The sequence below is a fragment of the Oceanicola sp. 22II-s10i genome, assembly GCF_002210105.1.
Classification (GTDB): Bacteria; Pseudomonadota; Alphaproteobacteria; order Rhodobacterales; family Rhodobacteraceae; genus Pseudooceanicola.
In genome coordinates this window covers 132,648-145,498 of the sequence record NZ_AQQU01000004.1, presented here as the reverse complement: position 1 = coordinate 145,498, position 12,851 = coordinate 132,648, and the positions used below count along the sequence as shown (strand labels likewise).

Sequence of the window (12,851 nt, the reverse complement as noted above, 5' to 3'; positions counted from 1 at the left end):
CCCGTGACAATTGTCATTCATCACAACCCTGCCTGCGGCACCTCGCGCAATGTCCTCGACATCCTCCGCAAGGCAGGGGAGGACCCGGTGGTCATCGACTACCTGACCGAAGGCTGGACGCGCCCGCAGCTTCTGGGGCTTTTCGCCGCCGCGGGCCTGACCCCGCGCAGCGCCCTTCGCACGACGAAATCGCCGGCCGCCGATCTGGGCCTGACCGATCCGTCCGTTCCGGACGAAGCCCTGCTGGAAGCGATGCTGATCCATCCGGTGCTGGTGAACCGGCCGATCGTCTGTTCGCCGAAGGGTGTGCGCCTCTGCCGCCCCTCGGAAACGGTTCTGGACCTGCTCGACCGGCTGCCGCCCGGCCCGCTGACCAAGGAGGATGGCGAGATCATCATCGACGCCGAGGGCCGCCGCCATGTCTGACACCCCCGCCCTCGACGAAACCCATTTTCGCCCCATCGATGCCGACACCCTGTTCCCCGCCGTGCGGCGCACCGATCCGCCGCGGTTCCTGCTGCTCTACGGCTCGCTCCGCCAGCGCAGCTTCTCGCGCTTCGCGGCCGAGGAATCGGCGCGGATACTCGAGCGGTTCGGGGCCGAGACGCGGATCTACAACCCCTCCGGCCTGCCCCTGCCCGACGATGCGCCCGCCGATCATCCCAAGGTGGCCGAGCTTCGCGAACTGGTGACATGGTGCGACGGGATGGTCTGGTCCTCGCCGGAACGGCACGGGTCGATGACGGGCATCATGAAAGCACAGATCGACTGGATCCCGCTGTCTCTGGGGGCCGTGCGCCCGACGCAGGGCAAGACGCTGGCGGTGATGCAGGTCAGCGGCGGATCGCAGAGCTTCAACGCCGTCGGCCAGCTGCGCATCCTCGGGCGCTGGATGCGGTGCCTGACGATCCCGAACCAGTCCTCGGTCCCCAAGGCGTTCCAGCAGTTCGACGAGGCCGGGCGGATGAAGCCCTCACCCTTCTACGACCGTATCGTCGACGTGATGGAGGAGCTGGTGAAGTTCACCCTGCTGACCCGCGACATCCGCGAGCATCTGGTGGACCGCTATTCCGAACGGAAGGAGGCGGGCGACAAGCTGATCGCCCGCGTGAACAGCACCGGCGGCAGCTAGTCAGACGGCCCCGGCCCGAAGCGGGGCCGGATCGATCCGCCGCTCGTCCGCGCCAAAAAGGTGCAGGCGCGACAGATCGGGGTAGAGCGTCATCTCCGTGCTCAGGACCTGCCCGGCCGGGAAAGAGGCGACCACGGTTTCCCCGCCCACGCGGAAATAGCCGAGCCGCTGCGAGCCGAGCTCCTCGATATTCACCAGCCGCGCCGGCATCCCCGCACGCGCTCCGCCGGGCACGAGCGCGAAATCCTCGGGCCGCAGGCCGACCGTCACCGCGCCATCCGGCACGCCGGGGGCCGGATAAACCGCGTCGGCCACCCTAACCTCGCCCGCACGCACGGTGCCGGACATCAGGTTCATCGAGGGCGAGCCGATGAACTGCGCCACGAAGGTCGAAACCGGGTTGCGGTAGACGTCGAGCGGTGTGCCCACCTGTTCGATCCGCCCCTGCCGCAGCACCACCAGCCGGTCGGCCATGGTCATCGCCTCGAGCTGGTCGTGGGTGACGTAGACTGACGTCGTGCCGAGCCTGCGCTGCAGCGTCCGGATCTCGCCCCGCATCGTCACCCGCAGCTTGGCGTCGAGGTTCGACAGCGGCTCGTCGAACAGGAAGGCCGAGGGTTCGCGCACGATCGCGCGCCCCATGGCGACGCGCTGGCGCTGGCCGCCGGACAGCGCCCTTGGCTTGCGGTCGAGATAGGCGCCGATCTCGAGGATGCGCGCGGCCTCGTCCACCCGGCGCACGATCTCGTCGCGCGGGGTGCCCCGGTTCTTCAGCCCGTAGGAGAGGTTCTGCCGTACCGTCATGTGCGGGTAGAGTGCGTAGTTCTGGAACACCATCGCGATGTCCCGCTCGGCCGGTTCCAGCCGGTTCACGACGCGGTCGCCGATGCGGACCGTGCCCTCGGTGATCTCTTCCAGCCCGGCGATCATCCGCAGCAGGGTCGACTTGCCACAGCCCGAGGGGCCGACCAGCACGACGAATTCGCCGTCGCGGATGTTCAGGTCGATGCCCTGAACGGCGGGAACACCGCCCGCATAGGTCTTTCCCACGTTCTCGATGGTGATGGCGGCCATCTATTTCTCCGTCTCGACGAGACCCTTCACAAAGAGCCTCTGCATCGCGATGACGACGATCACCGGCGGCAGCATCGCCAGCACGGCGGTCGCCATGATGTAATTCCAAAGCGGTTCGCTATCGACGACATCGGCCATCCGCTTGATGCCCGCGACGATGGTGTAGAACCCCGCGTCGGTCGTGATCAGGATCGGCCAGAGATACTGGTTCCAGCCGTAGATGAAGAGGATCACGAACAGCGCCGCGATGTTGGTGCGCGACAGCGGCAGCAGGATGTCCCGAAAGAACTTCATCGGGCCCGCGCCGTCGATCCGCGCGGCCTCCATCAGCTCATCAGGGATGGTCAGGAACACCTGCCGGAACAGGAAGGTCGCCGTGGCCGAGGCGATCAGCGGGATCGTCAGGCCGGCATAGCTGTTCAGCATCCCAAGGTCGGCCACGACCTGAAAGGTCGGCACGATCCGCACCTCGACCGGCAGCATCAGGGTGACAAAGATCATCCAGAACGCCAGCTGCCGGAACGGGAAGCGGAAATAGACAATGGCATAGGCCGACAGGACCGAGATCACGATCTTTCCGACCGCGATCAGCACCGCCATGATCAGGCTGTTCTTGAGCATCGTCAGGATCGGGACCGACATCTGCGAGGATACCCCGCCCTCGAGCACCGAGGCATAGGTCGCCACCGCGTTGTCGCCGGGCAGAAGCGGGATCAGTCCCGACACGAAGTCCGCCGGTTCATGGGTCGAGGCGACGACGGCGATGTAGACCGGAAAGGCGACGATCACGACCCCGAGGATCAGGGTCAGATGCGCGAGGACGTCCAGCCAACGGTGATTTTCGACCATGTGCGCCTCAGTAGGTCACGCGCCGCTCGACATAGCGGAACTGGATGATGGTCAGCGCGATCACGATCCCCATGAGGATCACCGACTGCGCGGCGGAAGAGCCGAGGTTCAGGCCGATGAAGCCGTCGTCGTAGACCTTGTAGACGAGGATCATCGTCGCCTGCGCCGGGCCGCCCCCGGTGGTCGCGTCGATCACGGCGAAGGTGTCGAACATCGTGTAGACGACGTTGACGACCAGCAGGAAGAAGGTCGTCGGCGACAGCAGCGGCAGGGTGATGGTCCAGAACCGTTTCACCGGCCCCGCCCCGTCGATCGCGGCCGCCTCGCGCATCGAGGCGGGAATGGACTGCAAGCCCGCGACAAAGAACAGGAAGTTGTAGCTGATCTGCTTCCACGCGGCGGCGATGATGACCAGCGCCATCGCGTCGCCCTTCTGCAGCGCGTGGTTCCAGTCGTAGCCGACCCGCTCCAGCAGGTAGGGCATGATGCCGATGGTGGGGTTGAAGATGAACCACCACAGCACACCCGCGATGGCGGGCGCCACGGCATAGGGCCAGACCAACAAGGTCGTATAGACCCGCGAACTGCGGATCGTGCGGTCGAGTGCCAGCGCCAGCAGCAGCGACGAGATCAGCGCAAGCGCGGCGGTGGAAACCGAGAAGACCAGCGTGACCTTCAGCGCGTTGATGTATTCGGCATTGTCGAACAGGCGGGTGTAGTTGGACAGGCCGACGAAGCTGGTCTTGAGCCCGAAGGCGTCTTCGCGCAGGAACGACTGCCACACGGCCTGCCCGGCGGGCCAGAGGAAGAAGATCACTGTCACCGCCAACTGCGGCGCCAGCAGCAGGTAGGGCAGCCAGCGGTTGCCGAATATCGTGCGTTTGGTCTGCATGGGGTCTCACGCGAAGACCCGCACCCCGTCAGGGATGCGGGTCCTTGCTGTCTTTCGTCGGATCAGCCGTTGGCGCCCTGGAAGTCGCGGATCATCTCGTTCCCGCGCTTCACGAGGCTGTCGAGCGCGCCCTGCGCGTCGACCTCGCCCGACAGGAGCCGCTGGAACTCCTCGTCGATGACGGCGCGGATCTGGACGTAGTTGCCGAACCGCAGGCCCTTGGAATTCGGGGTCGGCGCGTTCAGCGTGATCTGCTTGATCGCGATGTCCGAACCGGGGTTCGCCGCGTAGAAACCCTGTTCCTTGCCCAGATCATAGGCCGCCTCGGTGATCGGCAGGTAGCCCGAGAACTGGTGCCAGTCCGCCTGAACCTCGGCCGAGGAGAGGTAGGAGAAGAATTCCGCCACGCCCTTGTACTCTGCCTCCGACTGGCCCTGCAGAACCCACAGGGTCGCGCCGCCGATGATCGAGTTCTGCGGCGCGTCCTCGACGTCGTCGTAGTAGGGCAGCATGCCGTAACCGACCTCGAAGTCCTTCGCGTTCGCGACGACGCCCGCGCGGCTGGCCGAGGAGTTCATGTAGATCGCGCAGTCCTGCGCGTAGAACTTGGGCGCGCTGTCCGCACCGCCGCCGGGGCCGCCATACTGGAACGTGCCGTCCTGCTGCCAGCGGGCCAGGTTTTCCCAATGCTTCACCTGAACCGGACCGTTGACGGTCAGCTCGGTGTCGAGCCCGCCGAAGCCGTTCTCCAGCGTGCCGATCGGCTGGTTGTGCCAGGCCGACAGGTTCTCGAGCTGCACCCACGAGATCCAGCCGGTGGTGAACCCGCAGGAGGCCGCGCCGGAGTCCATAATCTTCTTGGAGAACTCTTCGACCTCAGCCCATGTCCGGGGCGCGGTTTCCGGATCGAGACCGGCTTTCTCGAACACGTCCTTGTTGTAGTAGAGGATCGGGGTCGAGGAGTTGAACGGCATGGACAGCATGTTGCCGTCGGTGTCGGTGTAGTAACCCACGACCGCGGGCAGGTATCCCGCCGGATCGAAATCGGCGCCCATGTCGGCCATCAGCTGGTAGACAGGGTAGATCGCGCCCTCGGCCGCCATCATGGTCCCGGTGCCGACCTCGAACACCTGCACGATGTCCGGCTGCTCGCCCGCGCGGAAGGCGGCGATGGCGGCGGTCATGGTCTCGGCGTAGGAGCCCTTGTAGGTCGGAATGACCTTGTATTCGGACTGGCTGGCGTTGTAGCCGGCGACGATCTCTTCCAGCTTGGCGCCAAGCTCGCCACCCATGGCGTGCCACCAGTTGATCTCGGTCTCGGCCTGCGCGGCGCCGAGGGTTGCCGCCAGCGCGAGGGCGGACGTGGAAAGCGTTCTGAGCATCGGGTTCCCCGTTTGTGTTGATCGCCCCGCTCATGAGGGGGCGATGTAACAGGGATGCGGAGGTTTCTTGAAGATTTGTGACGGGCCCGCGTGAAGGGCGGGTTTTCCGTGCTCGCAGTCTGCGCGAGGGACCGGACGGAACTCCCGCGCAAAAGCGTGGTGAATTTGACCGATCCGTCCGCGAAGGGACTCAGCGGCGCGCGAACGAAGGTGTCAGCCGCCTGCAGCGTCCGAGCAGGAATTGGCAAAGGTCATCACGGGCCATTCTGACTGGCGCAGCGCGGTTTTGCGGACCCAACCGGCATCCTCGCCAAATCTGGCCCGGCACCAGATGCCATCCGACGCGGTGGTGCAGAAATTGACCTTGAGACAGATGCCCTCGTTCAGAACGCCGATGACGGTTGCGTCGCTGCGGGGCTGACTGCGGACATTCATCCGCGCAACGATCCCGACACTGGCATAGACGCCCCCGTCCTCGGTCATCGCGGGTTCTGCCAGATCCTCTTTCTTGGCGCAGTCCGAGGTAAAGCCGACATAGATGCAGCGATGCTTGCGAATGGCCTCGGCCAGCGCGGCAGTTTCCTGGCTGCCGGCCGCACGCTCTACGATCACCGCGCGTTGCGTGCCCTCGATTTCACCGGTGATCCGACTCTGGTTCCCGCCGAGCCGGATGATCACTGAGTCCGACGCGTCCAGAAGATGCAGCATGCCCTCGTCGATATACCATTTCTTCAGACCGGACACCGGTGTGACACAGTTGCTGGACGCGGCCTTGTAGCGGACGGGCTCGCCCTCGCCCGTGTCTTCGAGGGAGATTGCGCAGGGATCCTTTGCACTGGCATAGGCCGGGTCGAACACGTACCACTGACCGGAAAACGCTTTCACGAATTCCTGCACGGACTGCGCCTGCACAGCCGGGGCCGCGCCAAGCGCAAGCACCGTTGCAAGAGCGGCAATCGTGGATCGTATCGGCATCATGGTCTCCCCCCTTTGGTCCCGGCTCTCAGTCCGCGCCGGGCAATCTGAATGTAGCTTCGGCCTCGACCCGGCCATCGACCTCGAGGCTGAGCACGATGTCGAGTTTCGCATCGGGGCCAGCCGACAGATTGACCCGGCCGATGACGTTGTCGCTGCCTGCGCTGGTCGTGACCGTCTTGCCCTGCTGCGTGTTCATCTGCCCGGACTTGTCCGATTTCATGATCGAGAGGCGCGCGCTCACGACACCGTCCGATGTGCCCAGGACACGGCCGGAAACCTCATATCCGGTTTCGGTTGGAATCACGTCGATTTCCGGGATGCCCGAAGCGGCTGATGCAGGCGCGGGCACAAGCATCCCGAGCAATAAGGCGCAGCGGCGAAACACGGCGACAACGCTCAGTTCGTTGTCTGCGTGATCGTAACGGTTCCGCCGTTCGAATAGACCTGCGGAAGCGTGGCGGCCGTCAGCCCGTTGCCGTTCTGGATGTAGGTGACCGAGGTCCCTGCGCTGCCGGACACCTGAATGCCCAGCTCGTTGTCATTGCCGTTCTGGTTGAGCGAGCCCGACACCCCGTTGCCCAGAACGTCCACCGAACCCCAATTGCCATTGCCATTCTGTACCAGCGTGCCCGAGGCACCCACCCCGAAGACATCGACATCGCCAAAGTTTCCGATACCGTTCTGGTTGACGAGAATGCTGGTCAGAGCCCCGCCGCTGAGGTTTGCGCTGTTAACGTCCGCTGCTGTGCCGTCAATTGCGGGATTGGACTGCAGAAGCACAACGTTGGCGCCTTCCCCCTCCAGCGTGACGGTTGCATTGTTGCCGAACCCGGATTGGACCGCAGGAGCCGTGCCCTGCTCATTGCCCGCTATGGTTGAACCGAATGCCTGCGACTGATCCACCGTCAGGGTATTACCGAATGCGCCCGCGGTCGATTCTTGCAGGATGACGAGGGTGTTGTCGCTGCCAGCATGAACTGGCGCGGCGATCTGAAATACCGCGATCGCGGACATGACATAGGTTATATGGCGAAATTTCATGATCTAAAAACCTCGTATCGGACGAGGCTTTTTACCACGAGCTCTGCGATATTGCCAAAGAATTTCCCGTCCCGATCTGGCTGAAATGCGCGACATTTCCGTTACCGACCTGCATCACCGCAGCGGAGTTTCCGGTGCCCGAAATATAGCCGGCAACCATATTGTTCATACCGCTCTGGAACAGGCTGAACATGTTCTCCGTCCCGTGCACTTCCAGGGCCATGACGTTATGCGAGCCGATCTGGGTCAGAGTACCGGGCGCCGCGAACCCGCCGAACAGATCCGGCAGCAGCCAGTCGGAGCCGAACCCACCGTTGCGCGTTCCCTCGACCGTCACGACCATGGCGTTGCCGGCCGGCTGCGTTTCCTCGATGATTTGCAGGGTGTTGCTGATATCCGTGGACATCAGCGAAAGGAAATTATCGTCGCTGGGGGTGGCATTGGCCGGAGCCGTCAATCCCAGAAGAACTGCAATAACGCCGATTTTCGCCTTGATACGCATCTGAACTGCCTCCGATCGCGCCATTCAGCGGCGCCTTGATCCGAGATTGCCTGCCAGACGTGGCAGGAATGTGGTTCAGATGAGGTAATTGAAGATCACCAATATGATGGTTTGGAGACCTATTGTTTCAATTCGCGCAAACCATCCGGCATGAAATCAGGGCGACATGAAAGACGCGTCAGCCTACGACTTCGTTATCCCCTGCCGCAGGCGGCTTCGGCACGTCCGGCTGGCTCTGCGTGGGCGGAAGCTGACGCACGCTCGCTCTGGGCGCGGGCCGGGAATAGGGCACGGTCTGTGTGATGTCAGCGGCGCCACGGGTCTTCGGCGGCACGATGAACCGCGCCGTTTCCGGCAGGTTCGCCCCGTACTTCTCGCCGCGATACCGGCCGATGAGCGACGCCCCGGCAGACTTGTCCTTGAACGACCAGACGCCCAGTTCAGCGCCTTCTATCACGAGAGAATAGACAGCCTTCTCAATGGCTTGCTGAACCGCGATCTGTTTTGGCTCGTTCGCCGTAACGCCCGCTTCCATCTCCAGCAGTTCATTGAGCATGACATAGCGGAAAACGCTGCCGCGGATCGACGAGGATGCCACGGACTTCTGCGACATGACCGAAGCCAGAACCTCGCCGGTTTCGGTCGACACGGCGCGGAGGCTGACCGTTACGGTATCCAGGATCCACCGGCCATCCATGCCGATGCCGAGGTAGCGCGCCCCGGCGCCCCCGGTCTGCACGTTCGTATCGTACCCGACAATCCCGCCCTGCAGCAGGATGCCGGCATGCAGAAGCGGCTTCAGAGCAGAGGGGTTGACCTGCGCCTCGTTCCGGTATTGACGGCGCATTTCGGTGACGATCTGCCTCTCCCGGACGAGATCCTGAAGGCCGGATCGATCGAGAACCGTGAACCAGCGCCTTTCGCCTGCGTCCTGCAAAGCCTTGATCAGCATGGCAGATCCGCCTTGGGTCACAGCGCGTGACAGCGACTGGACCGCATCGCGTTCCTTGTACTGTCCGGTCAGGTCGGGAAAATCATAGACCGCGATGTTCATCCGGCGGTTCGGTGCAGGCAGGTTCCGGAGCGCAAGGTTCTGCGGCGTTACCGTGACAAGCGTCGGTTCAGCCGTGTCGAAGAATGTGGATTCCATGTTGGCGCAGCCGCCGGTGGCGACCAGAGCGGCGGCCAATGCAAGATACCTTGCCTTCCGAATTGGGAATGACACGTTCATCGTATGTCCTATATTCGCCTGTATTCTTGCATGTCTTGCTTGATGGGTATTGTCGTCAGCTTCCGGTCACGAGTTGCGGCACGACAATTTCAGTCACCGTCCCGTCCACGGAATCCGTGATCACCAATCGGATCGAATCCAGCGTCCGCTCGAAAGCGACCGTGGTCGTGCCGAATGTAACCGTTCCGTTGTCTTGCGGGTTGTCTCCGAAGATCGCCGAGGTCACCTGCCCAGCAAGCGCGGACAGCAGACGTCCCTCGAGCTGCCGGACAAAGAGATCCGCATCCGTCGTTTCGGACTGTCCAGGCGTCCCCGTCCCCGATGTTCCGTCGTTCGCATCAGCGGCAGTGGCATCGCGCTGTGCGTTGGCGAGGCCGAGAAGGTGCGAGGAATTCAATGGATTTCCACCAAAAGATGGATTGATCGGAGTATAAACCAGATCCCCGGCGAGCGACGGCGCCGCTCCGGCCATTGCGACGAGGCAAGCAAACACCCGTGCCTTCATACGTTCAGTCCCTCTCCCACCCAGCACCGCACGTCAGCGGATGGATTCTCTCGTCCTTGTGACATGGTCGGCCGGAAAGCGCGAGACCGGAATCGGCATGAATCGTGCTTCAAGGCGAAATGTGACAGTTTCGTCGCGCAATTCGCAGGAATCCCCAGTGGGTTCACGTGATTCTTGCCGCCCAATCCCCATTTTTCGGGAATGCGAATCGAGAGCCGCAGACATGCAACCTATGAGGGTTTTAAGACTTCAATTCAGCCAGCATAGATAGAATGTGTCAGATTATTGACGTAGAGAATCCGTCGTTCAACAGCCCGCCCCGACTGGAGCCGAAACGGGGACAATGGGAATCGCTCATATAAATCAGGAACTTGAAGTCAATAACAAGGCCCTGACAGAGCCCCGCCCCGCGTCTTACCCAAGGAAACTCTTGCCAGTCGCCTTAGTTTCGCCCCAGTCTACGGGCTGGGAAACGCATTTTATTTCTTGGGGGGAGTTGGGCGCGCCCAACGATATTATTCGGCAGTAGCCGTGATTGTCTTGAGCTTGGGAGTTTCTCCCGCGGCGATATCACAGGACCGAATGCATGAGGGAATGGCCGGGTAATTTTCCGGGCCTGATTTCGTGCGCCTGTGCATCTCGCGAGCCGTGAAAAGCCAATGCTTCAGGACACTTAAAACGGATCGCGTAAAGGAGATCTTTGAAGTGACGATTTTGAAGAACGCACTCGCAGCCTCAACCGCTATCGGCCTGCTTGCATCGCCCGCTTTCGCCGCGAATGACAACGATGCCTTCCTCAGCCAGAGCGGCGACGACAACACCGCAAGCATCGTCCAGTCCGGCAACGGCAACGCCGCCGGGACCGCAGCGAGGAACGTGCGCCAGAACGGCGACAACAACGAGCTGGACATCCTCCAGTCCGGGAACGGGAACAAGGCCGGCGCCACGGGCGACGGTTTCAACCAGTCGTTCAACCGCAACAAGCTGCTCGTCACCCAGTCCGGGAATGACAACGAGACCAAGCAGATCCTGCAGCGCGCGTCGTTCCACAGTGTCGTGTCCAACGATCTGACGATCATGCAGAGTTCCGACGACAACTTCATCGGCGTCGTCAACCAGGACATCGAGGGCAACATCACCGATCCGGCTGACGGGAACATCGCCTCGATCACCCAGCAGGTCGGCGACGGCAACGATGTCCAGCGGCTGGAACAGCTTGGTCGGAACAACGACGCGACGATACTGCAATCCGGGACAGGCAACACCATTCTCGCCGTCCAGCAGGGCGACGTTTACGGTGGCAGCACCGAGAACAATGATGACGGCCTGGTTTCGATTTCGCAGGTCGGCGCCAACAACTTCATCGATACCGTCGAACAGTTCGGCAGTGGCCACAGTGCAATCCTGAGCATCACCGGGGACAGCAATGGCACCTCTGGCTTCAGCTCGGGCAAGGCAGCCGAAGCCGCGGGCGCGTTCAACGCGAGCAGCCAGCAGTTCGGTGTCGGGAACTCGGTTCAGATGACGATCCTGAATGCCAGCAGCAACCAGTTCGGCTTCTACCAGGACGGCACGGGCAACATGGCCGTGAACATCCTGATCACTGGCGACGCGAACGAACTGGGCGTGCATCAGACCGGGACCGACAACAGTCTCGACCTGGGCACCATCGCCGGAATGGAGAACATCGTCGGCCTGATCCAGAACGGGTCCGGCAACGTGGCGAGCCTGGATGTGATCGGGGACCAGAACGGTGGTTACAACGCGTTCACCGGCGCCGACGCCATCGCAGTCGGCCTGACGATGCCCGGCCTGATGGAACAGATCGGCACCAACAACCAGATCGCCATGAGCGTCTCCGGCACCGGCAACGTCTTTGCCTTCTACCAGGAAGGCGCCTCCCTGGCGACCGGGGGCAACACCATCGTCGGCAGCCAGGACAACTCGGCCGGTGGTGCCTACAACCAGGCCGCCGTCATGCAGGTTGGCGACGGGAACGCCGCGAACTTCACTCAGATCGGCGGCGGAAACGTGGCCGGAATTTCTCAGTAAATCTGGGCCCGGTGCCCTCCGAGGGCCGCCGGGTGGGGCAAAGCCGGACGCGCGAGCGTCCATAACAGAAAACAGCAGTGCAATGGCACTGCAGACTGCAAGGGAATTACTTGAATGAACGGTTTCAAGAACACGCTTTTTTTGTCGACGGCACTTGGGATTATGGCATCCGTTGCGGCTGCCGGGGACAACAATGCTGCGTACCTGCTGCAGAGCGGCGATGACAACACGGCACTGATCACGCAGCTCGACAACAACGCAAGGGTCGGCGATTCCGGCACCGGTCCGGGTGCGGCGGTTCAGGACGGCGCGATGAACAAGATCACCATCCTGCAGAACCACAACGGCACCGTCGGCACCGGCGGCAACTATGGCCATCGTAACGCTGGCCTCGACCAGCTTGGCGATCGCAACCTGCTGGACGTCACGCAATCATTCGGCGCCCGCGCCTACGAAGTTCAGCAGGTGTCGACCGGCGCCACCGGCACCGCGACCGATACCACGAACAGCGCAACTCTCGTTCAGGTCGGCAACGCGGCGGTGAGCCGTATCAACCAGACCTACACCGGCGACGGCAGCACCGGCACCGCGAACGTCATCCAGGTGAACCAGGGCGGCAGCCAGTTTCAGCGCAACACGGTGGGCAACTCGCTCGGCTTCGATCCCGACCCGCGCGGCATCTATCAGACTGGCTCGTCCAACTTTGTGGACATCGATCAGGTTGCCGCAAACAACGACATCTTCATCGTTACCCAGACCGGTGTCGGCAACAGCCTGACGGCCTCGCAAACCGGCCTGAACAACCTTGTCGAGGCAACGCTGCAGGTTGGAAACTCCAACTCGGGCTCGCTTATTTTCAACGGAAACTTCAACGGGCGTGACGGTTTCTCGATCGGGTCCGATGCCGATAGCGTCGGTGTGGCGACCGCAACGCTGACCCAGCTTGGCGACTTCAACGTGGCTTCGCTGGAGACGATCGGCAACGACAACGAATTCGGCTTCTACCAGGACGGCGACTCCAACACTGCCACCGGCACACAGACCGGCGATCTGAACCAGGTTGCGGTCAGCCAGATCGGTACGTTGAACGTCGCCGCTTTCACCCAGACGGGCAACGGCAACAACGCCGGTATCTCTCAGTAGATCAACCGAAAAAGATCCGGGGCGTGGTGCAATTGAACACGCCCCGGTCAAAGCGGCGGGGGCATTCTGA

Annotated in this window: 14 protein-coding genes; 4 read left to right on the top strand and 10 right to left on the bottom strand. The window is 62.5% G+C overall.

The features are described from left to right. The first annotated feature begins 3 nt into the window (after positions 1–3). Positions 4–426, top strand: coding sequence for an arsenate reductase (glutaredoxin) (arsC, locus tag ATO6_RS12480; protein WP_088624346.1), 423 nt, complete (start codon positions 4–6; stop codon positions 424–426). After that, positions 419–1,132 carry an arsenical resistance protein ArsH gene (gene arsH, locus ATO6_RS12475; protein WP_088624345.1) on the top strand — a complete coding sequence of 238 codons (714 nt, stop codon included), beginning with the start codon at positions 419–421 and terminating at the stop codon, positions 1,130–1,132. Before arsC ends, arsH begins: the two co-directional genes overlap by 8 nt. On the opposite strand, the gene ATO6_RS12470 is transcribed toward arsH, so the two are convergent. The 10 genes from ATO6_RS12470 to ATO6_RS12425 all read right to left on the bottom strand — a co-directional run bounded on the left by ATO6_RS12470 (position 1,133) and on the right by ATO6_RS12425 (position 9,586). Beyond that, on the bottom strand, positions 1,133–2,206 hold the full coding sequence (locus ATO6_RS12470; protein ID WP_088624344.1) for an ABC transporter ATP-binding protein: 1,074 nt from the start codon (positions 2,204–2,206) through the stop codon (positions 1,133–1,135). It abuts the gene before it with no gap. Next, positions 2,207–3,055 carry a sn-glycerol-3-phosphate ABC transporter permease UgpE gene (gene ugpE / locus ATO6_RS12465; protein ID WP_088624343.1) on the bottom strand — a complete coding sequence of 283 codons (849 nt, stop codon included), beginning with the start codon at positions 3,053–3,055 and terminating at the stop codon, positions 2,207–2,209. It abuts the gene before it with no gap. A 7-nt stretch (positions 3,056–3,062) separates the two neighbouring features. Then, positions 3,063–3,947, bottom strand: a complete 885-nt coding sequence (gene ugpA, locus ATO6_RS12460) for a sn-glycerol-3-phosphate ABC transporter permease UgpA (RefSeq protein WP_088624342.1) — start codon at positions 3,945–3,947, stop codon at positions 3,063–3,065. A gap of 62 nt (positions 3,948–4,009) precedes the next feature. Next, positions 4,010–5,329 carry a sn-glycerol-3-phosphate ABC transporter substrate-binding protein UgpB gene (gene ugpB, locus ATO6_RS12455; RefSeq protein WP_088624341.1) on the bottom strand — a complete coding sequence of 440 codons (1,320 nt, stop codon included), beginning with the start codon at positions 5,327–5,329 and terminating at the stop codon, positions 4,010–4,012. Between the two features lie 213 nt (positions 5,330–5,542). Continuing rightward, entirely contained in the window at positions 5,543–6,304 is a 762-nt protein-coding gene (locus ATO6_RS12450) for an SH3 domain-containing protein (RefSeq protein ID WP_176440915.1), read from the bottom strand. Positions 6,305–6,332: 28 nt separating this feature from the next. Beyond that, positions 6,333–6,662 (bottom strand): curli-like amyloid fiber formation chaperone CsgH, encoded by a 330-nt coding sequence (gene csgH, locus ATO6_RS24830; protein ID WP_303395924.1) that lies wholly within the window; start codon positions 6,660–6,662, stop codon positions 6,333–6,335. 41 nt (positions 6,663–6,703) lie between these two features. Next, on the bottom strand, positions 6,704–7,348 hold the full coding sequence (locus tag ATO6_RS12440; protein WP_141101989.1) for a hypothetical protein: 645 nt from the start codon (positions 7,346–7,348) through the stop codon (positions 6,704–6,706). A gap of 31 nt (positions 7,349–7,379) precedes the next feature. After that, positions 7,380–7,850, bottom strand: a complete 471-nt coding sequence (locus tag ATO6_RS12435) for a hypothetical protein (RefSeq protein ID WP_176440914.1) — start codon at positions 7,848–7,850, stop codon at positions 7,380–7,382. A gap of 178 nt (positions 7,851–8,028) precedes the next feature. After that, positions 8,029–9,039: a CsgG/HfaB family protein gene (locus ATO6_RS12430; protein WP_176440913.1), complete on the bottom strand. Its 1,011-nt coding sequence runs from the start codon at positions 9,037–9,039 to the stop codon at positions 8,029–8,031. Between the two features lie 97 nt (positions 9,040–9,136). Then, entirely contained in the window at positions 9,137–9,586 is a 450-nt protein-coding gene (locus ATO6_RS12425) for a curli assembly protein CsgF (protein ID WP_088624335.1), read from the bottom strand. A 624-nt stretch (positions 9,587–10,210) separates the two neighbouring features. Between ATO6_RS12425 and ATO6_RS12420 the strand changes: the two genes are divergently transcribed. After that, positions 10,211–11,638 (top strand): hypothetical protein, encoded by a 1,428-nt coding sequence (locus ATO6_RS12420; RefSeq protein WP_141101988.1) that lies wholly within the window; start codon positions 10,211–10,213, stop codon positions 11,636–11,638. 114 nt (positions 11,639–11,752) lie between these two features. Then, the gene (locus ATO6_RS12415) at positions 11,753–12,781 is read left to right on the top strand and encodes a hypothetical protein (protein ID WP_088624333.1); all 1,029 of its coding nucleotides are present in this window, start codon (positions 11,753–11,755) and stop codon (positions 12,779–12,781) included. Positions 12,782–12,851: the final 70 nt, after the last annotated feature.